Source organism: Uliginosibacterium sp. 31-12 (assembly GCF_030548425.1).
GTDB classification, from domain to species: domain Bacteria; phylum Pseudomonadota; class Gammaproteobacteria; order Burkholderiales; family Rhodocyclaceae; genus Uliginosibacterium; species Uliginosibacterium aquaticum.
On the sequence record NZ_JAUOOA010000005.1, the window covers coordinates 160,465 to 180,371 of the forward strand.

Genomic DNA, 19,907 nt, shown 5'->3' on the forward strand with positions numbered 1-19,907 from the left:
AACATGGAACTGTTCCGCATCAAAAATGACCTCCCCTTCATGCGTCACGCGCTGGTGTTCAACGCAATTTCGCTGATCACCTTCGTACTGGCCGTGTTCTTCATCTTCCACAGGGGTCTGCACCTGTCGGTGGAGTTCACCGGTGGCACCGTGATGGAAGTCACTTACGCCGAAGCACCGCAGCTCGATCCGCTGCGCAACGCACTGACAGCGGCTGGCTACACCGACACCCAGGTACAAACCTTCGGCTCATCGCGCGACATCATGGTGCGCGTGCCGAACCGCGCCGCCGAAAACTCGAGCAAGGTCTCCGACAAGGTCATGGCTACCCTGGCCGCCGTACCGGGCCCCAAGGGCGAGCTGCGCCGGGTCGAGTTCGTCGGCCCGCAGGTCGGCGAAGAGCTCGCCACCGATGGCGCCATGGCGCTGCTGATGGTCGTGCTGGGGATCGTGATCTACTTGGCTTTCCGCTTCGAGTGGCGTTTTGCCGTATCGGCCATCATCGCCAACCTGCATGACGTAATCATCATCGTGGGCTTCTTCGCCTTCTTCCAGTGGGAGTTCTCGCTGCCAGTGCTGGCCGCCGTACTGGCGGTGCTGGGCTACTCGGTGAACGAATCGGTGGTGGTTTTCGACCGCGTGCGCGAAACTTTCCGCAACAGCCGCATGCGCGGCCTGACCGTGCCACAAGTGCTGGACCACGCCATCACCAGCACCATCAGCCGCACCATCATCACCCACGCCTGTACCCTGATGATGGCCTTGTCGATGTTCTTCTTCGGCGGCCCCACCCTGCATTTCTTTGCTCTGGCACTGGCCATCGGTATCTGCTTCGGCATCTACTCCTCAGTGCTGGTGGCAGCCCCGCTGGTAATGTGGCTGGGCGTGTCGCGCGAGCAGTTCATCAAGGCCAAGGTAGAGAAGGAAGAGGCCGTCGTCTGAGCGGGCATTATCCCGTTCCACGCAACAACGGCTCCACAAGGGAGCCGTTTGTCTTTTACAGCTCTTCTGCCATCATTTATAAGACTGAATGCACAAGGAATCTTTCATGACTGTCAGCACTCGTCGCATCAAGGTCTGGGATCTGCCTCTGCGCCTGTTCCACTGGAGCCTTCTCCTCTGTGTTGCGGGCGCGGTGATCAGCATTGAAGTTGCCGACAACATCGACTGGCACCAGCGCTTCGGCATCGCCGTGCTGACCCTGCTGGTGTTCCGCCTGTTGTGGGGCATCGTAGGCGGCCAGCACGCACGCTTCGCAAACTTCCTGCGCAGCCCGGCCAGCATCCTCAGCTACGTGAAGAGGATGAAAAACGAGAAAGGTCCGACCGTCGGCCACAACCCGCTGGGCGCCCTGTCTGTGGTGGGCTTGCTCGCCGTGCTGCTGTTCCAGGCCGGATCGGGCCTCTTCCTCTCCGATGAAATCATGTTCGAAGGGCCTCTATTCAAGTTCGTCAGCGGTGAGATCGCGAGCATCCTGGCCGAAGCACATGAAGCCAATGCTGGCATCATCTTCACCCTGATCGGCCTGCACTTAGCAGCCATCCTGTTCTACCGCTTCGTCAAGCGCGATAACCTGATCAAACCGATGCTAACCGGCAGCAAGGAAGTGCCGGCAGAAACGCCGGTCCAGGACGCCAATGGCGGCTCCGCCCTGCTTGGGCTGATCACGCTGGCGGTAGCAGCCGGCGTGGTCTGGTTCATCGTCACCCTGTAACTTTGTTTCCCTGACCGAAAATGGCTTTCGCAGACAACCTCAAGCAACTCCCCGGCGTATCCCATCTGGCGGCCCTGCAACTGCTCGACGCAGAAGGCAATGTCATCGCCACCATCGAACACAAGCCGGGCCAGATCGGCTCGCTCGCCGTCTACAACCATCTGGCCCAGTTCTTCGGCGCCGTGAACACCGAGGCCGCCAGCAAAGGGCTTGAGCTTTATGCTGAACATACTGAGGACGCACGTCAGAACCCGGGCAAGCATCCCAACATCGACCGTCTGATTTCGCTGGCCCGCGACGGGAACGTTTTGCGCGTACGCCATGTCTTTGCAGAATCCGGCTCCTGAAGCAGGGCCGTTTTGAAGGGTGCCGCCCCCGGCACTTTTGACTCCAGCAGCAGCCACCACCCAAGAGGGACACGCAATGAAGATTCAGCATCTCGCCGCCATCGCTATCGCCAGCCTGTCGATCAGCGCCGCTTTTGCGCAAGCCAAGCCGGAAGACCAGATCAAATACCGCCAGTCCGCCATGACGGTCACCGCCCGCAGCGTCGGCGTACTCAGCGCCATGGCCAAGGGCGATCTGCCCTTCAACAAGGAACTCGCTCAGCGTCACGCCAGCACGATTGCCGATCTCTCTGATCTGCCGCTCGCCGCGGGTGCTTATGGCCCCGGCACCGACAAGGGCGCACCGACCAAAGCTGATCCGAAGATTTGGAGCGAAGCCGATAAGTTCAAGGCTGCCTTCGACAAGTTCAGCACCTCGGCGCGCAGCCTGCCCGCCGCCTCCGGCGATCTGAATTCCCTGAAGACTGCACTGGCCGATCTGGGCAAGACCTGCAAGGGCTGCCACGACGACTACCGCATGAAATAAGTCGGATAAGCAGCAAGCCCCAAGCCGATGCCCGCGCATCGGCTTTTTCATTTCAGCGTCCGTGTCGTGCCAATGCCCAGGCCACGTGCTCACGCACCAGTGGTGACGGATCGTCAGCCCTGCTTTGCAAGGCTTCGAGCACCGCTGGACTGGTTGGTGCATTGCCCAGCCCGACCGCCAGATTGCGCAACCAGCGCTCATGGCCGATACGGTAAATGGGGGAACCCGCCAGACGCTGCGCAAACTCATCCTCACGCCAGGCAAACAGCTCGACCAGAGTGGCCCGGTCGAGCCCGTTGCGCACCGCGAAATCCGGCTCCTGAGTCAGCCGCGCAAAACGGTTCCAGGGGCAGGCGAGCTGGCAGTCGTCGCAACCATAGACACGGTTACCAATCAGCGGCCGCAAGGCTTCCGGAATGGGACCGGCGTGCTCGATGGTCAGATAGGAAATACAGCGCCGCGCATCGAGCCGGTAGGGCGCCACGATGGCCTGAGTTGGACAGGCGGGGATACAAGCCGTACAGCTGCCACAGTGCGCGCGGACCGGGGTATCCGGCGGCAAGGCCAGATCCACATAGATCTCGCCCAGAAAAAAGAAGGAACCGGCCTCGCGGTTGATCAGCAAGGTGTGCTTGCCGCGCCAGCCGAGGCCGGCCCGGCTGGCCAATTCCACCTCCAGTACCGGAGCGGAATCGACGAAAACCCGATGACCGTAGTCACCGACCACCGCAGCAATGCGCTCAGCGAGCTTCTGCAGGCGAGTGCGCAAGACCTTGTGGTAATCACGTCCCAGCGCATAGCGCGAGATCGCGGCGCGGCCAGCTTCGCCTTGCAGGCGGATAGCCTCCGTTAGATCCGGCTCCGGCCAATAATCCATGCGCAGCATGAGTACGCTGACAGTGCCCGGCACAAGTTCTGCCGGACGGGCACGCTTGAGCCCGTGACGAGCCATATAATCCATGCCGCCGTGGAAGCCGGCAGCCAGCCAGTCGAGCAAACCCTGCTCGGCCGAGCCAAGGTCAACGCCGCTCACACCCAGCCCGGCAAAGCCCAGCTCGCGGGCCCAGCTCCGGATCTGCCGGAGTAGTTCATCAGTTTGAGGAATCAAGGAATCGGGATGCATCACGCCAGCGATGATACCTGCGCCCAGCGCCTGCCACTTGCCGATGCAGCGGCCACTGAAGCCCTCGGTGCGGCACTCGCACCCGTGCTGGCGCCTGGCCTGGTGATCTGGCTCGCGGGTGACCTGGGTGCCGGCAAGACTACGCTGACACGCGGCCTGTTGCGGGCGCTGGGCCACACAGGAAGTGTAAAGAGCCCCACCTACACCTTGATAGAAGTTTATGCTGTTTCTAGAATTGCGCTGTATCACTTTGATTTTTATCGATTCACGCATGCAGATGAATTTCTCGAAGCGGGGTTGGACGAATACTTTGGTGGCGAGGGCGTATGTCTTGTTGAATGGGCCGACAAAGCTCTGCCCTACGTTCCACAGCCCGATCTCGAGATCCATCTGCAAGTGGCCGGTGAAGCGCGCCTGGCCAGCCTTGTCGCCCGCAGCCCGCGCGGCGCAGCCTGCCTGAAGGACATCTGCCTGCCATGCTGAATTCAGACCAGCGTTTTGCTCCGCCCCGCCGCCGCTTGCTGAAGGCCGCAGCCGGTTTGATGACGCTCTTGGTGACACCAGTGGGTCTGGCTCAGGGCACCTCGCGCGTGCTGGCGGTACGCGTATGGCCGGCCCGTGATTACACCCGCATCACTCTCGAATACGCAGACTCGGTGCGCTACAGCCACCAGATCGTGAAGAACCCGGAGCGTCTGGTCGTCGATCTGGAAGGCGTCGAGTTCGACAGCGTGTTGCAGAGCCTACCCAGCAAGATTTCGGACAATGATCCCTATATCAAACTGCTCCGTGCCGGTCGCAATCGCCCGGGCGTGGTGCGCTTAGTGGTCGAGCTGAAAGCCGAGATCAATCCGCAGATTTTTACCCTGCCACCGGCCGGCAGCTACGGCCCCCGCCTGGTGCTGGACCTCTATCCGACCCAGCCGGTCGACCCTTTGCTGGCCCTGCTCGAGAAGGATTCGCCAGCCGCGGTTACAAGCCCCGAAGCGCCGGCGGCAAACCCGCACGAAACGCCTCGCCCGGCTCAAGCCGAGAAGGATGCGATCAAACCGGCACGCGGTAACGTACGCCCGATCACCATCGCGCTGGACCCCGGCCATGGCGGCGAAGATCCTGGAGCCGTAGGCGCCAAGGGATCCTTCGAGAAAAACATCACCCTCGATGTGGCCCAACGCCTCAAGGCCAAAATCGATGCTGAGCCGAACATGCGCGCCATGCTCACGCGCGACGCGGATTTCTTCGTACCGCTGCAGCAACGCGTCGAAAAAGCCCGCCGGGTGCAGGCCGACCTGTTCGTATCCATTCACGCCGATGCCTTCATCCGCCCGGAAGCGCGCGGCAGCTCAGTCTTCGTGCTATCCGACAAGGGCGCCACGAGCACTGCCGCACGTTGGCTGGCCAACAAGGAAAACGCAGCCGATCTGGTCGGTGGCGTCAATCTCGGCGTCAAGGATGCACATCTGGCCAAGACCCTGCTCGATCTGTCGCAAACGGCCACCCTCAATGACAGTCTGAAGGTTGCCAAGTCCGTCCTTGGCGAGCTTGGCAACGTCAATCAACTGCACAAGGGCCAGGTCGAGCAGGCCAGCTTCGCCGTGCTGAAGGCACCGGATATCCCCTCCCTGCTGGTCGAGACCGCATTCATCTCCAATCCGGAAGAAGAAAAACGTCTCAATGACGAGGCTTATCAGGACCGCCTCGCCGAGGCCATGTTGCGCGGCATCAAGCGTTACTTCGCAAAAAATCCGCCGCTGGCCAGCACCCGCCCGGCCTGAGAAGCCCGCGCAACACCCGCGCAAATTCTTCAGCAATTGGAAATTTGGCAAAATTGTGACGCTCTTCGTCACCCCGGCTTCCGCCTGACGGCAAGCCGAATGCCCCGCATGCCCGTCTGCAGGCGCAAACGCGTGATAAATATCACAACCACCTGCATGGCACAGGGCTTGCGGATGGATCTGCATCCATTTCGCAACACCCACCCATGCCGCCTCGGGAATTCGAACAACTTGTCGCCCGCCTCAACCGCGAAAGCGAGCAGCGCCCGGAACTCTACCGGATCAAACTGCTCGCCCTCACTGCGTTGGGCCACCTCTACATCCTTGCACTGCTGCTGCTCTCATCCTTGCTCCTGTTGTGGGGGCTGACCGAACTCGTCCATGATGAAGCCCTGCAGGGGGCCAAGCTGCTGCTGTTAGGCAGCATTGCCGGCATCATGTTGTGGCGCTCCACCCGCATCAACCTGCCCGCACCACAAGGCCAGGCGCTCTTGCCCGCCGATGCGCCGCAACTCTTCGGGGTAATCGAAAAAATCCGCAGCAAGCTCGGCGGCCCGCCGATCCACCGTGTGGTGGTGAACGACCTTTTCAATGCGGCCATTTTCCAGGCGCCTCGGCTGGGCATCTTTGGCTGGCACCACAACACCCTGATCATCGGATTGCCGCTGATGCAGGCGCTCTCCCGCAAGGAGTTCGCCGCCATCCTGGCACACGAATACGCCCATCTCTCGCGCCAGCACGGCCGCCTGGATACCTGGATCTACCACACCCGCCTGTTGTGGTCGCAGGTCCAAGCCTCATTCCGCCACGACAGCAGTCTCATCGAAGCCATGCTGACCCGCTTCCTGCGTGGCTATATCCCGCTCTTCCAGGCCTACAGCCTGGTGCAGGCTCGTCGCGATGAGTACGAGGCCGATCGCCTGGCCGCCAGCGTGGTTGGTGCGCAAACCATGGCGGATGCCTTAATCGCCCAAGCCATCCGCGGCCGCTTCATCGAAGAGCGCTTCTGGCAGGATCTATGGTCGCAGGCCAGCAGCAAGCAGCACCCGCCTTACCTGCCGCACACCGCGATGCGTACCGCCCTGCACCTGGGCCTGTCCCAGGAGGATGCCCAGCGCTGGTTTGACGAAGCACTGCAACACTACACCGGTGCTCAGGACACCCACCCGAGCCTGCGCGATCGCATCCTGGCCCTCGACACCGGCACCGAACTGCCACCAAACGCGGTACATAGCGCCGCTCAGTCTCTGCTCGGTGACCTTCTGCCGCGCCTGCAACAACAGTTCGACGAGCTCTGGCTGAGCCACAACGAGCAAACCTGGCGTCTGCACCATCACGCGGCCGCCTCGGCCCGAGAAACCGTGCAGCGCATGCAGGGGCGCGACGCCGCCAGCCTCAGCCCCGAAGAGCTGAGCCACTATGCGCTGGCACTGGACACGCTGGGGCGCAAGGACGAAGCCCTGCCGCTGCTCTGCCAGGCGGCCGACCATCCGCATGGCTCGGCCGACAGCGCCATGGCCGCCGCCCGCCTGCTGCGCGAGCGTGGTGACGAAGCACTCACCCACTATCTCCAACTGGCGGTGCGGCGCAACCGCGAACTGTGTGCAGATGCCAGCCTAGAAGCCGAGCATTTCTACCGCCAGCGGGGCGATGAAGACAATGCCCGGCTGTGGGGCGAACGCCTCAACGACAGGGTGGCCTGAAAACGGGCTGGACACCATAGTTTTCATTTGTTGCCCGTCGGGGCATACGGGGTTTGCGCTAGAGTCGCTCGCATGTGATTCCGGAGTCGCCCATGCGCCTCGCTTTCCGCCTCCTCACCGCCCTTCTTTTTGCCAGCGGCCTGTTCAGCGCAGCCGCCCAGGCTGGAGAGCTGCGATATAGAGAAAGCGTGCTGCACGAGCCGATCAACAGCCAGGATTGGCTCGGGCGGGGGGTACGGGGCGAAATGCTCGTCACGGTATTCCGCCCGGAGGGCGCCGGCCCTTTTCCACTGGTTGTCATCAATCACGGCCGTGACAGCCAGCGTCGCGACGCCGTCCAGCGCTATCGCTTCGAATCCGCCAGCCGCTACTTCCTCAGTCGTGGCTTTGCCGTGGCCGTCCCGACCCGCCTCGGTTACGGCGCCAGTGCCGCCGCCGGCGATCCGGAGAACATCAGCAACCGCTGTGCCCTGAGTGCGTATGAGCCGGCCCTGGATGCCGCTGGCGCGCAGATCGCCCGCGTCGTCGAGCGCCTGCGCCAGGAAAGCTGGATCGACCCGCAACACCTGATCCTGCTCGGCCAGTCGGTCGGCGGATTAGGCAGCCTCGCTGGCAGCGCGCGCGGAATTGTGGGCCTCACCGCCACCATCAACTTTGCCGGCGGCCATGGCGGGGATGCCGAGCTGCACCCGGGCCAGCCCTGCAACCCGGAGGCCCTCGCCGAGGCTTTCCGCCAGTTTGGCGCCCAAGCCAGCAGCCCTAGCCTGTGGCTGTACACCGAGAACGACCGGCTCTTCGCACCCGAATGGGCGCAACGCTGGCATGGCGCCTACACCGCCGCCGGCGGAAGGGCTGAACTGCGCCTGCTGCCGGCCTTCGGCGATAACGGCCATGCCCTCTTCGCCCGCGGCGAGCACATCTGGCAACCCATCCTTGACGACTTCCTTGCCCGCCTCGGCTTGCGCCACGCACACCGCATCGTTGGCCAGCCCATAGCTGCCCAGGAAGGCTGAGCGCCCCACCCAAGGCATAATGGCAGCTACCTTCACTCAGGAACTGCCATGAGCCCGACCGAATTTGTCCTGCCTGTCCCGCCCGTCGTCTCCCTTCCGGTTGCCGGCAGCCATGCGCATTTCCCCGTACGACGCATCTACTGCGTCGGGCGCAATTATCTGGAACACATTCGCGAACTCGGCAACGACGAGAAGGAGCCCCCGATCTTCTTCACCAAGCCGCGCGATGCCATCGAGCAGGATGGCGCAACGATTCCCTACGCGTCTGCCACCCAGAACTACCACTTCGAACTGGAGCTCGCCGTGGCGCTGCAGTCCGGTGGCTACAACATCCCCGAAAGCAGCGCTCTCGACCACGTATTCGGCTATGCCGTCGCGCTGGACATGACTCGCCGCGACATCCAGAAGCAGCTCAGCGCCAAGGCCGCGCCCTGGGATGTGGCCAAGGGCTTTGATCACTCCGCCCCCTGCGGAGCCATTTATCCGGCAAGCAGCATCGGTCATCCGGCCAGCGGCCGCATCCACCTCACGGTCAACGGCGAGATCAAGCAGGACTCGGATCTCAAGGCCATGATCTGGAATGTGCCGCAGATCATCAGCCGCCTCTCGGCCTTTTTCGATCTCCAGGCGGGCGATATCATCCTCACCGGCACGCCGGCTGGCGTCGGGCCGATTCAGCCGGGCGACCTGCTGGTGGGTGAAATTGCCGGCGTCGGTCGCCTGACCACCCGTATCGGCCCGGTCGCTGCCTGAGCCCCACCCTCGGAGAATCTTCATGACTGGCTGGATCGCCCTTGGAATCCTGATCTTCGTGCTCGCCTACGGCGTGCTGCTCTATAACGGCCTAGTCAATCTCAAGCACGGTGTTGCCCGTGCCTGGGCCAACATCGACGTGGTACTGCGTCAGCGCCATGAAGAGCTGCCCAAGCTGGTCGAAGTCTGCCGCCAGTACCAGCAGTTCGAGCAGGCGACCCTGGAGCGCGTGATCAGTGCCCGCGCTGGCGTAGCCAGCGCCCGCGAGCAGCACGACATCCCAGCCCTGGGCAGCGCCGAAAACAGCCTGCGCGCGAGCCTTGGCCAGCTCTTCGCTGTCGCCGAGGCCTATCCGGCGCTACGTGCCAGCGAGCACTTTCGCCAGCTACAGGGGCGTATCAGTGGGCTGGAAAACAGCATCGCAGATCGCCGCGAGCTCTACAACGAGGCCGTCAATCTCAACAACGTGCGTGTCGAACAGTTGCCGGACCTGTTGATCGCCCGCCTGTGCGGCTTCGGCCTGCAGCCCCTGCTCGAATTCGCTGCCACCGAGAAGGCTGACGTAAATATCGCCCAGCTCTTCAAGGGCTGATGCGCCAGGCGCCTCCCGACCTCGGCTCGCTCCTGCGCGACCTGCTACCGGCACTGGCCGCGGCGCTGGGCTACATCCTGTGGCTTGGGCTGCAAGCGCAGCGCCCACAGCCCTGGCAGCTCGCCCTGCTGCTGGCCGCCAGCCTGCTCTGCCTGTGGATGGGTGCCTATCGCCGCTACCGCCACTACGCCGATACGCCCAGCGCCCCGATCGCCAGCGCGCCCCAGGGCTACATCGCCATCGAAGGCATTGGCCGTGCCCTGCCGGGTGAGCCCTTGCGCTCGCCGCTCAACTACCTGCCCTGCCTGTGGTATCGCATCGTGCAGCGAAGAAAGGATGGCCAAGGGCATTGGCATGTGGAGCGCGATGAAACCAGCGACGCCAGCTTCTTCCTCGAAGACGAAGACGGCAATCGCTGCAGCATCGATCCGCGCGATGCGCGTATCGAGGCAGTGCACAAGGATGAGATTCGCCTCGATGATTGCCGCAGCACGCAATGGCTGCTGATCCCGGGCACCCGGCTGTTCGCCATCGGCCATTTCGAATCCCGCCGCCCGATCGAAGACCGGGCCTCCGCCGAAGCCGAGCTGCGCAACAAGCTCACTGACTGGAAACGGGACCGCAGCAGCCTGATGCAGTTCGATACGGATCGCAACGGCGAGCTGGACCAGGCCGAATGGGAACGCGCCCGGGCAGCCGCACGCACAGAAGTACTGGCCGAGCGCGAGGCGGCCGCGGACTTCCCTCCCTACCACTGCCTGCGCGAACCCGCTGACGGCCGCCCCTTCGTGATTTCAGATCACCCGCGCGAACAGGTCATCGCCAACCTGCAGGGTCGCCATCAAATGATGCTGGCCGCCTTCTTCCTCGCCTTGCTGATCACGGCCTGGCTGGCAAGCCACGCCTGAGCAGGCTTACACGGGCAGTTCAGGTCAGCGCCAGCAAGGCGCGCAGATGCGCTTCCGATCGCTGGAACTCGCTCTGTTCGGCTGGCGTGAATTCGTAGTTCAGCACCCGCTGCACTCCGCTGCGCCCCACCACGCAGGGCACGCTCATGACCAGATCCTCCACGCCGTACTCGCCCTGCAGCAGCACCCCCAGCGGCAGCACCGAATGCTCGTTGGCCTCGATCGCGCGGATGATGCGGAACACGCTGGCCGCAATGCCGTGATTGGTGTTGCCCTTGCGCTCGAAAATGCGGAAACCGGCGTCCAGCGTCTGCTGCCGAATGGCCGCATGATCCGGTGGCGGCAGGCCGTTCAAGCGACAGTAGCTGGCGATATCCAGCCCGGCCACGTTCACCAGGCTCCAGGGCACGAAGCCGGTCGCGCCATGGTCGCCCAGCAGATAGCCGACCACATTCTTCGGATCGACCTTCACATGCTCGGCCACGATGCGGATCAGGCGCGCCGTGTCGATCAGGGTACCTGCCGAAATCAGGCGCTCGCGTGGGTAGGAAGAGGCGCGCAACATCACCTGGGTCATCACGTCGACTGGGTTGGTCACGTTGATCACGATCGCGCCGGGCGAGTAGCGCTCCACCTCGCCGATGATGCCGCGCAGGATGTCGCTGTTGATGCGGGTGAGATCATCACGCGTCTGACCCTGCTGGAGCTGGGCCCCGGCCGTGATCACGACGATGTCGCTGCCGCGCGTCTCCGGATAGTCGCCAGCGACCAGGGCAGGATTCTTGGCATATGTAAAGGCCGTGGTGTGGGCAAAATCCCAGATCTCGGCCTCGGCCTTGCCGCGGTTCTTGTCGACAGCCACGATCTCGGTCACCTCGCTCACATTGAGCAGCAAACCGACGATCTCGGTGCCCACCGCCCCCATGCCGATCACGGATACCTTCATGCCCTGTCCTTTCATCTGAGTGCCTTGCAGGCAGTCTAAACCTGCAGGTCGCTTGATCCTATCCGTAGCCGTACGGAGACGGATACGGCAAGATCTGGGTTTTCATGCATCCTCTGCCCGGAACCCTTGCCATGCTCGCTCGCCTCTCGCAGTTCATGCTCGCCACATCAGCCGTTGCACTCGCCTTCACGATTGCAGGCTGCAAGCCGAAACAGGAAGAGGGCGCAAGCAGCAACGCCGCACGGGTGGTCAAAATAGGCTTCGCCGCCCCGCTCACCGGCCCCCAGGCTCACTATGGCAAGGGCTACCAGAACGGTGTGCAGCTCGCCCTCGATGATGCCAATGCGCTGAACCCGCAGATCGGTGGTCAGGCTGTGAAATTCGAGCTGGTCGCCGAAGACGACATGGCCGACCCGCGCACCGCCACCCAGGTCGCCCAGCGCGTGCTGGATGCCGGAGTAGCCGGCGTGATCGGCCACTTCAACTCGGGGACCTCGATTCCCGCCTCCAAGGTCTATTCCGATGCTGGCATGCCGCAGATCGCCATGGCTACCGCACCAGCCTTCACCCAGCAAGGCTTCAAGACCACCTTCCGCTCGATGACTTCCGACACCCAACAGGGCTCGGTGATGGGCAAGTTCGTGGTGGCCAAGCTCGGTGCAAAGAAAGTGGCTGTCATCGACGACCGTACGGCCTATGGCCAAGGCCTCGCCGACGAGTTCGACAAGGCCGTGAAGGCCGCCGGTGGCAGTGTGGTGGCACGCGAATTCACCACCGACAAGGCCAGCGACTTCATGGCCATCCTGACCAGCATCAAGGGCAAGAAGCCGGACGTGATCTTCTTTGGTGGCACCGATGCGCAATCCGGCCCGCTCGCCAAGCAGCTCAAGCAGATCGGCCTCAATGCACCGCTGTTGTCGGGCGAGATGACCCGCTCCGATACCTTCCTGAAGCTCGCCGGTGACGCTGCCGATGGCACCATCGCCTCGCTGGCCGGCCTGCCGATGGACAAGATGCCCGGGGGCCCGGATTTCGTCACCCGCTTCAAGGCCCGCTTCGGTGAGCCCGAGATCTACTCCCCTTATGGCTACGACGCCACGCGTATCCTGATTGCCGCCATGCTCAAGGCCGACTCGACCGAGGCCGCGAAATACCTGCCGGTGCTGGCGGCGATCGAGCATGCAGGCGTGACCGCACCGAAGATCGCCTATGACGCCAAGGGCGACCTCGCCAATGGCGGCATTACGGTCTACAAGGTCGTGGGCGGCAAATGGGAAGTGATGGAAACCATCGCAGAGTAAAGCGCCGCGCAGAAATGCCAAGGGCCGGCGATGCCGGCCCTTTTTTCTTTTCCTGCGCCGTTCAACGGATGCAGACCCGACGCACCTGCTGGATATCCGTATCCCCGCTCAAGACCTTCTCGATGCCATCCTGACGCAGGGTGCGCATGCCGGTTTCAAGTGCCGTCACCATCAGCTCGCTGGCCGGCACGCGCTGATGAACCTGATGCCGGATCTCGTCATTGCCCAGCATCAGCTCATGCAGGCCAATGCGGCCACGATAGCCACTCTGGTTACACTCCGGGCAACCTGAGGCGCGATAGAGCACGATTCGCCCGTCAGGCGCCGCGAAACGCTCGTGCCAGTCCGCCAGGATCTCGTTACGCGCTTCGTTCGGGTTGTCGCGGAACTGGCGGCTCTTGCGCAAATCTTCGCAATACTCGTCAAGCAAGGCAGTGACCTCTTCGTCACTCGCTTCCTCGGGCGCCCGGCAATGCCGGCACAGACGCCGCGCCAGACGCTGGGCCAGCACGCCAAGCAGGGCATCCGCGAAATTGAAGGGGTCCATGCCCATGTCGAGCAGACGTACGACCGACTCCGGTGCGCTGTTTGTATGCAGGGTGGAGAACACCAGATGGCCGGTCAGTGAGGCCTCGATACCGATGTGCATGGTTTCCGCGTCACGCATTTCGCCAACCATGATCACATCCGGGTCGGCTCGCAGAAAGGCGCGCATCACGGTTGGAAAATCCATCCCGGCCTTGCGATTGACCTGCACCTGGCGCAAGCCGCGCTGGGTGATCTCGACCGGGTCTTCGGCGGTCCAGATCTTGGTTTCCGGCTTGTTGATGTACTTCAGGATCGAGTGCAGGGTGGTGGTCTTGCCAGACCCGGTCGGGCCGCACACGAAGAACACACCATAAGGCTTCGAGATCGTGGCCTCCAGGCGCGTAAGGTTGTAGGCCGACAGGGCCAGCTTGTCGAGCGGGATCGGCTCGCCCTGCTGCAGCAGGCGCATCACTACATCCTCCAGCCCGCCAGCGGTCGGGATGGTGGCCACCCGCAACTCCAGATCCAGCGGGCCGAACTTGCGGAACTTGATCTTGCCGTCCTGAGGCTTGCGGCGCTCCGAAATATCCAGGTCGCACATGATCTTGATGCGCGCCACCATCGGATTGCGATAGGCCGCCGGCACTTCGATGTAAGGCACCAGCAAGCCATCCTTGCGGAAGCGCACGAGCATCTTTTCCTTACCCGGGCGAGGCTCGATATGGATATCCGAGGCGCCCTGACGATGGGCGTCGATGATGATGCGATTGACCAGCTTCACCAGCTCGTTGTCGGCCGCCGCCGTGATGTCTTCACTGGTGCTGCTTTCACCGTCTTCAGCCAGATCCGAGAGCAGGTCACCCACGCTCAGCTCGTCGTCCGTATGCTCGAAATACTGGCCGACCGTTTTCTCGAACTCGGTCTGGGTCGTCACCCGATAGGCCAGACGCACATTGGGAAACACGTTCAAGGCCACCCGGCTGCCAATAACCTGCTCCGGATCAACAGCCAGGATCACCACCCCCTCTTGCGTCTCTTCTAGCGGCAGCCAGCCATTCTGCAGCGCGTAATCGCGCTTGATATGGCGCAGCAGATCCATCGGCTTGATGCGATCCGCCCGCCAAGGCTCATAAGTCACGCCATAGAAGCGCGCCATCGATTCGCCAATATCGGCAAGCTTGCAGTGCTTGTCCTCAAGCAGCAGTTTTTCCGGCGTAATGCCACGCTGCCGCGCCAGCTCGCCCAGATGCTCCATGTCATCCACCGCCAGATGGCCCTTGATGGCCAGCCAGTGGTAGCGCGAACGCAGAGGCACGGTCTCGTGCAGGCGCTGCGAGAAGGCGATGGCAAAGGTCTGGGCAAGCGCCAGCACGCCCTCCTCCTCGACCGTGCTGAAACTATCACCATCCTGGGTGTTCATGAGCTGGATCACCCCCAGCAGCGCGGCCCTGCCCGGCTGCACGAGCGGCGCCACGAGCATCTGCTTGCAATGAAAACCGCTGCGCTCATCCACTTCATGCCGGAACTCGATAGCCGGCGAAATACGCATGAGCTCTTCCGCGTCATACACATCATGGATGTTGAGCATCTGCTGATGCAGCGCACAGTAGCCGGCGATACTCTTGTCAGAAATCGGCAAGCGCAGCTTCTTGGCCATGTGCAGGCCGGTTTTCACGCGCGTGCTGATGCTGGTGCCGCCCTCGTCAACCACATAGATCGTGAGTCGCTCGGCACCGAACAGCGCACAGATATCGGTGGAGACCTCAAAGATGATCTCGTCGATATTGGCCGTGTCGTGGATGCGGGTGTTCAGCCCTTGCAGGCTCTTAAAGAAGGCCAGCCGACGCGAAATGGCGGTACCGGATTTCAGGGAAGTATTCATGTCCAGCCTCTCATACCGGGAACACAGCCAAGCCACACACCATAGTGTGCCTGCGGACCTCTAGAGATCGAAAGTCTGGCCGTTCCCGAGCAGATGCAGATGTGGGCGCAAACGCCCGTCGTAGGCCAGCACTTCGCGGGCCAGCAAGTCGGCATGGCCCGGCTTGAAGTGCGTAACGAAAATTTCCGGGCTTCCGTTCAGCCTATCCAGAACCCGGTGCAGCATGCTCGGCGAAAGATGCCGGGCTGCGTGCGCCAGATCCTGATGCGCATTCGGAAACGCCGCCTCTATCAAAAGATAGTGCAGATCTTCAATCGCATTCAGGGCGGCTACCTGTTCGTCACATACCGTGGTGTCGCCAGAGAACGCCAGCGCGCCCCGCTGCCCCCGCAATGCATATCCCTGAGACGGCACCGAGTGCAGAGCTGGAATCGGTGAAATAGCCCGCTCGCCCAGATGCACGGTTTCGCCCACTTTCACCGGCTGCATCCGCAGCAAAGGGTGGAGGCGATCCGGAATGGCAGTGAAATCAGGCCAGATCAGCCAGTTGAAGACATGCGCACGCAGAATGCGCAGGGTTTCCTCGCTGGCATAGAGGGTGATCGGACGCGAACGCAGGTCCGCCACGGTGTCGATCAACATCGGCAGCATAGCCAGGTGATCGAGATGCGAGTGCGTCAGGAACACATGATCTATCGCCATCAGCGCATGAAGCGAAAGCTCGCCTACGCCGGTCCCGCAATCGATCAGGATATCCTCATCAACGAGCAGCGAAGTCGTGAGGTTGGCTTTGCCACCAATCCCTCCACTACAGCCGAGAACCCGGATCTTCATGCCGGGAAGAACTCAGGCAGCGCCATTTGCACGCAGGTAGAACTCCATCTTCACGCCAGCAATCTCGATCACGTCATGATCGCCGAGAAGATGCGCCTGGGCATCGAGTTGCTTACCGTTGAGGATAGGGAAAGAGTCGCCTTCCACATGGGTGATGAAGTAGCCATGCGGACGACGCGTGATCACGGCCACCTGCACGCCTGGTTTACCCAGCGTGGTGAGCGACTTGGAGAGTTCAAGTTCGCGCCCGGCATTGCGGCCGCTGATGATCTGCACCACTCCCATCGGCTCGTTGCCAGACAAGGGCGCGGCCTCGCTCTGGGTGCTCCAGTCCTCACCATTGGTAATCGATGCTTCGGCACCAAAGCCCACCATTGTTTCCGTGTGCGCACGCGGCGCGCCGCCAAGCTTGTTGGCTTCGGAGGGGTTGATGAAGGCCTTCTCGAAAGAGTTGCCAAGGCTGGTGTCCACCGCATCCTTGAGAAACTTGATGCGGTATTTGCCAAGCTCGACGACGTCGTTGTCCTTCAGCACATGCTTCTTGACCGACTGCCCATTCACATAAGTGCCATTGGTGCTGTTGAGGTCTTCAAGAAAGGCATCGTTGAGAATAGCGACGATCACCGCGTGCTCGCCACTGATCGCCAGATTATCAATCTGGATGTCATTGTGCGGCTTGCGGCCGATGCTGGTCCGCTCCTTGGTGAGCGGGATCTCCTTCAGCACCAGACCGTCCATGCTCAGAATCAGCTTCGGCATCTTGTCCTCATTGCGTCCTGTATGCGCCCGGGCTTTTTGAGTCCAGGGAGAATATCGCTCCAGTTTGCGCGGAGCCTAGCCATTAGTATGGCATCGCTACACGCAATCCGGCAGATTTCACACTTTTGCGAGCCGTCTGCGGGGCACAGACGGCCTGCTGGTTTCAGACGTCGGTCTTGCCGACCTCGGGCTTGCGCGCGCCGAGCATTTTTCCCAAGCCCCACACCAGCAACGCTCCGCCAACGCTGGCGGCGTACTTGATGACACTGATCGGCTCACCGGCCGCATCCGCCGTCCAGGGCAGCAGCACCGGATCGGACACCGCCATATGGCCCGCGATCCAGCCCAGCAGCATGGCCCCCAGCAGGATCACGACCGGGTAGCGTTCCATCAATTTGATCACGATCTGGCTGCCCCATACGATGATCGGAATGCTCACCAGCAGACCGAAAATCACCAGAGGCATCTTGTGATCGCCCCCAGCACCTTCTGCAGCGCCCGCAATTGCGATCACGTTATCCAAACTCATCACGAAGTCCGCCACGATCACAGTCTTCACCGCAGACCAGAGCCTGTCACTCGCCTGGATGTTGCTGTGCTCGTCATCGCCCTCGGGTAACAGAAGCTTGACGCCGATCCAGATCAGCAAGGCCGCGCCGATCAGTTTCAGGAAGGAAATCTTCAACAGAGTCAGCGCGAAGAAGATCAGGATCACGCGCAACACGATGGCGCCCACCGTGCCCCAGATGATGCCTTTAGTGCGCTGCGCAGGCGCAAGCTGGCGACAGGCCAGCGCGATCACCACCGCGTTGTCGCCCCCGAGCAGGATGTCGATCATGATGATCTGGCCCACAGCCAGCCAGAATTCAGCGTGTAAAAAGAACTCCATTTTCTTCCAGCAAATAACAGGACAAAGAAGGCCGGAGCTTACCCGAGTCTGTCGCCAAACGGCTGACCTGAGACAGGGCAAGCACCCGAAAAAACAAAAGGCCGCTTGCGCGGCCTTTTGTGACACCCGGTGAGGATCAGAGCATGGCCTTGAGCAGCTTGCCCATCTCAGACGGATTACGCGTCACCTTGAAGCCACACTCTTCCATGATGGCAAGCTTGGCGTCGGCGGTATCCGCACCACCGGAGATCAGCGCGCCTGCATGGCCCATGCGCTTGCCGGCGGGCGCGGTCACGCCCGCGATGAAGCCCACGATCGGCTTCTTCATGTTTTCCTTACACCACAGAGCAGCTTCAGCTTCGTCCGGACCACCGATTTCACCGATCATGATGACTGCATCGGTATCAGGATCATCGTTGAAGGCCTTCATCACGTCGATGTGCTTCAGACCATTGATCGGGTCACCACCGATACCGACGGCCGAAGATTGGCCCAGACCGATTTCGGTCAGTTGCGCCACAGCTTCATAGGTCAGAGTGCCGGAACGCGAGACCACGCCGATACGGCCTTTGCGGTGGATGTGGCCCGGCATGATGCCGATTTTGATTTCATCCGGGGTGATCAGGCCGGGGCAGTTCGGACCCAGCAGCAGGGTGCGCTTGCCACCTGCGGCTTCCTTGGCCTTCATGCGGTTGCGCACTTCCAGCATGTCGCGGACCGGAATGCCTTCGGTGATGCAGATCGCCAGATCCAGGTCAGCCTCGACGGCCTCCCAGATGGCAGCAGCGGCGCCAGCCGGCGGCACATAGATCACGGACACGGTAGCACCGGTTTCCGACGCAGCTTCCTTTACCGAACCGTAGATAGGGATATTGAAGATCGACTCGCCAGCCTTCTTCGGGTTCACACCTGCCACGAAACAGTTCTTGCCGTTGGCGTATTCCTGGCACTTCTCGGTGTGGAATTGGCCGGTCTTGCCCGTGATGCCCTGGGTGATGACCTTGGTGTCTTTATTGATGTAGATGGACATGTCTTGAACTCCTCGCCGCGGCCTCAGGCCACTGCGGAAACGATCTTCTGGGCGGCCTCTGCCATGGTGTCGGCAGAGATGATGGGCAGACCGGAGTCAGCAAGAATCTTCTTGCCGAGGTCTTCGTTGGTGCCCTTCATGCGCACCACCAGCGGCACAGCCAGCTTCACTTCACGTGCAGCGGTCACGACGCCGTTAGCGATGGTGTCGCACTTCATGATGCCGCCGAAGATGTTGACCAGAATGCCCTTCACGGCCGGGTTCTTGAGCATGATCTTGAAGGCTTCGGTCACCTTCTCGGTGGTGGCGCCGCCGCCCACGTCAAGGAAGTTGGCCGGCTCGGCGCCGAACAGCTTGATGGTGTCCATGGTCGCCATCGCGAGACCGGCGCCATTGACCAGACAACCAATATTGCCGTCGAGCGAGATGTAGGCCAGATCAAACTTGGATGCTTCGATTTCAGCTGCGTCTTCTTCATCCAGATCACGATATGCAACGATGTCCGGGTGACGGAACAGCGCGTTCGGATCAAAGTTGAATTTGGCGTCCAGTGCCTTGATGTTGCCGTTGCCTTCGAGGATCAGCGGGTTGATTTCCGCCAGCGAAGCATCGGTTTCCATGTAGCAGGTGTAGAGCTTCTTGAAGGTGTCGACAGCCTTGTCCAGCGAGCCTTCCGGCACGCCGATACCCTTCGCCAGTTCCAGACCTTGCGCGTCGGTCAGACCGGTGGCCGGATCAACGAAGACCTTGATGATCTTTTCCGGGGTGTTGTGCGCAACTTCCTCGATGTCCATGCCGCCTTCAGAGGAGGCCATCATGGCAACCTTCTGGGTGGCACGATCAGTCAGCGCTGCAACGTAGTATTCCTTCTTGATGTCGGCGCCTTCTTCGATCATCAGGCGACGCACCTTCTGGCCTTCCGGGCCAGTCTGGTGAGTAATGAGCTGCATGCCGAGGATTTCACCGGCGATCTTGCTCACTTCCTCCTTGGAGCGGGCCAGCTTCACGCCACCGCCCTTACCGCGACCACCGGCATGAATCTGGGCCTTCACAACCCAGATCGAGCCGCCGAGTTCGTCGGCAGCCTTGACCGCTTCTTCAACGCTGAAGCACGGAATGCCACGCGGAGTGACTACACCATACTTGCGCAGGATTTCTTTTGCTTGGTACTCATGGATCTTCATTTTTTTGCCCTTGTGTCGCACCGCACCCTCTGCAAGCGGGGTACTGGTACGGTTTGAGTCGTCTATGGAGTGAAACGCACGACGGAACCCCGGGCTCACG

General features: G+C 61.7%; 20 protein-coding genes. 12 read left to right on the plus strand and 8 right to left on the minus strand.

Features of this window, described 5'->3' with window-relative positions:
* Positions 1-3 precede the first annotated feature (3 nt).
* From secF to Q3Y64_RS11440, 4 genes are all read left to right on the plus strand, one after another.
* The gene (secF, locus tag Q3Y64_RS11425) at positions 4-942 is read left to right on the plus strand and encodes a protein translocase subunit SecF (protein ID WP_101941092.1); all 939 of its coding nucleotides are present in this window, start codon (positions 4-6) and stop codon (positions 940-942) included.
* 106 nt (positions 943-1,048) lie between these two features.
* Positions 1,049-1,714, plus strand: coding sequence for a cytochrome b/b6 domain-containing protein (locus Q3Y64_RS11430; protein WP_158239139.1), 666 nt, complete (start codon positions 1,049-1,051; stop codon positions 1,712-1,714).
* Positions 1,715-1,734: 20 nt separating this feature from the next.
* Positions 1,735-2,061 (plus strand): DUF2322 family protein, encoded by a 327-nt coding sequence (locus Q3Y64_RS11435; protein ID WP_303561920.1) that lies wholly within the window; start codon positions 1,735-1,737, stop codon positions 2,059-2,061.
* A 76-nt stretch (positions 2,062-2,137) separates the two neighbouring features.
* Positions 2,138-2,587, plus strand: a complete 450-nt coding sequence (locus tag Q3Y64_RS11440; RefSeq protein WP_303561922.1) for a cytochrome c — start codon at positions 2,138-2,140, stop codon at positions 2,585-2,587.
* 52 nt (positions 2,588-2,639) lie between these two features.
* Here Q3Y64_RS11440 and queG read toward each other — a convergent pair whose 3' ends face one another.
* Complete coding sequence (gene queG / locus Q3Y64_RS11445) at positions 2,640-3,710, minus strand: tRNA epoxyqueuosine(34) reductase QueG (RefSeq protein WP_303561924.1); 1,071 nt, start codon at positions 3,708-3,710, stop codon at positions 2,640-2,642.
* Between queG and tsaE the strand changes: the two genes are divergently transcribed.
* The 7 genes from tsaE to Q3Y64_RS11480 all read left to right on the plus strand — a co-directional run bounded on the left by tsaE (position 3,705) and on the right by Q3Y64_RS11480 (position 10,454).
* Complete coding sequence (tsaE, locus tag Q3Y64_RS11450) at positions 3,705-4,193, plus strand: tRNA (adenosine(37)-N6)-threonylcarbamoyltransferase complex ATPase subunit type 1 TsaE (protein WP_217423265.1); 489 nt, start codon at positions 3,705-3,707, stop codon at positions 4,191-4,193. The genes queG and tsaE overlap by 6 nt on opposite strands.
* Positions 4,187-5,485 (plus strand): N-acetylmuramoyl-L-alanine amidase, encoded by a 1,299-nt coding sequence (locus Q3Y64_RS11455; RefSeq protein ID WP_303561928.1) that lies wholly within the window; start codon positions 4,187-4,189, stop codon positions 5,483-5,485. The genes tsaE and Q3Y64_RS11455 overlap by 7 nt, the downstream gene beginning before the upstream one ends.
* Before the next feature lie 206 nt (positions 5,486-5,691).
* Complete coding sequence (locus tag Q3Y64_RS11460) at positions 5,692-7,188, plus strand: M48 family metallopeptidase (RefSeq protein ID WP_303561930.1); 1,497 nt, start codon at positions 5,692-5,694, stop codon at positions 7,186-7,188.
* 92 nt (positions 7,189-7,280) lie between these two features.
* Positions 7,281-8,201 (plus strand): S9 family peptidase, encoded by a 921-nt coding sequence (locus Q3Y64_RS11465; RefSeq protein WP_303561932.1) that lies wholly within the window; start codon positions 7,281-7,283, stop codon positions 8,199-8,201.
* A gap of 48 nt (positions 8,202-8,249) precedes the next feature.
* On the plus strand, positions 8,250-8,954 hold the full coding sequence (locus Q3Y64_RS11470) for a fumarylacetoacetate hydrolase family protein (protein ID WP_101941101.1): 705 nt from the start codon (positions 8,250-8,252) through the stop codon (positions 8,952-8,954).
* 22 nt (positions 8,955-8,976) lie between these two features.
* Positions 8,977-9,546, plus strand: a complete 570-nt coding sequence (locus tag Q3Y64_RS11475; protein WP_303561935.1) for a LemA family protein — start codon at positions 8,977-8,979, stop codon at positions 9,544-9,546.
* The gene (locus tag Q3Y64_RS11480; protein WP_303561938.1) at positions 9,546-10,454 is read left to right on the plus strand and encodes a hypothetical protein; all 909 of its coding nucleotides are present in this window, start codon (positions 9,546-9,548) and stop codon (positions 10,452-10,454) included. Before Q3Y64_RS11475 ends, Q3Y64_RS11480 begins: the two co-directional genes overlap by 1 nt.
* Positions 10,455-10,473: 19 nt before the next feature.
* Here the strand turns inward: Q3Y64_RS11480 and Q3Y64_RS11485 are convergent, their stop codons facing one another.
* Positions 10,474-11,400, minus strand: a complete 927-nt coding sequence (locus tag Q3Y64_RS11485; RefSeq protein ID WP_303561940.1) for an L-lactate dehydrogenase — start codon at positions 11,398-11,400, stop codon at positions 10,474-10,476.
* A 131-nt stretch (positions 11,401-11,531) separates the two neighbouring features.
* Here Q3Y64_RS11485 and Q3Y64_RS11490 point away from each other — a divergent pair, with 131 nt between their 5' ends.
* Positions 11,532-12,701, plus strand: coding sequence for a branched-chain amino acid ABC transporter substrate-binding protein (locus Q3Y64_RS11490; protein ID WP_303561942.1), 1,170 nt, complete (start codon positions 11,532-11,534; stop codon positions 12,699-12,701).
* A gap of 61 nt (positions 12,702-12,762) precedes the next feature.
* On the opposite strand, the gene Q3Y64_RS11495 is transcribed toward Q3Y64_RS11490, so the two are convergent.
* The 6 genes from Q3Y64_RS11495 to sucC all read right to left on the minus strand — a co-directional run bounded on the left by Q3Y64_RS11495 (position 12,763) and on the right by sucC (position 19,807).
* Positions 12,763-15,111, minus strand: a complete 2,349-nt coding sequence (locus tag Q3Y64_RS11495; RefSeq protein ID WP_303561944.1) for a GspE/PulE family protein — start codon at positions 15,109-15,111, stop codon at positions 12,763-12,765.
* Between the two features lie 60 nt (positions 15,112-15,171).
* Positions 15,172-15,945: a 3',5'-cyclic-nucleotide phosphodiesterase gene (locus Q3Y64_RS11500; RefSeq protein ID WP_101941106.1), complete on the minus strand. Its 774-nt coding sequence runs from the start codon at positions 15,943-15,945 to the stop codon at positions 15,172-15,174.
* A gap of 12 nt (positions 15,946-15,957) precedes the next feature.
* Positions 15,958-16,704 carry an FHA domain-containing protein gene (locus Q3Y64_RS11505; RefSeq protein WP_101941107.1) on the minus strand — a complete coding sequence of 249 codons (747 nt, stop codon included), beginning with the start codon at positions 16,702-16,704 and terminating at the stop codon, positions 15,958-15,960.
* A 163-nt stretch (positions 16,705-16,867) separates the two neighbouring features.
* Complete coding sequence (locus Q3Y64_RS11510) at positions 16,868-17,593, minus strand: TerC family protein (RefSeq protein ID WP_303561948.1); 726 nt, start codon at positions 17,591-17,593, stop codon at positions 16,868-16,870.
* 136 nt (positions 17,594-17,729) lie between these two features.
* The gene (gene sucD / locus Q3Y64_RS11515) at positions 17,730-18,623 is read right to left on the minus strand and encodes a succinate--CoA ligase subunit alpha (protein WP_101941109.1); all 894 of its coding nucleotides are present in this window, start codon (positions 18,621-18,623) and stop codon (positions 17,730-17,732) included.
* A 23-nt stretch (positions 18,624-18,646) separates the two neighbouring features.
* Positions 18,647-19,807 (minus strand): ADP-forming succinate--CoA ligase subunit beta, encoded by a 1,161-nt coding sequence (gene sucC / locus Q3Y64_RS11520; protein WP_101941110.1) that lies wholly within the window; start codon positions 19,805-19,807, stop codon positions 18,647-18,649.
* Between the last annotated feature and the right edge of the window lie 100 nt (positions 19,808-19,907).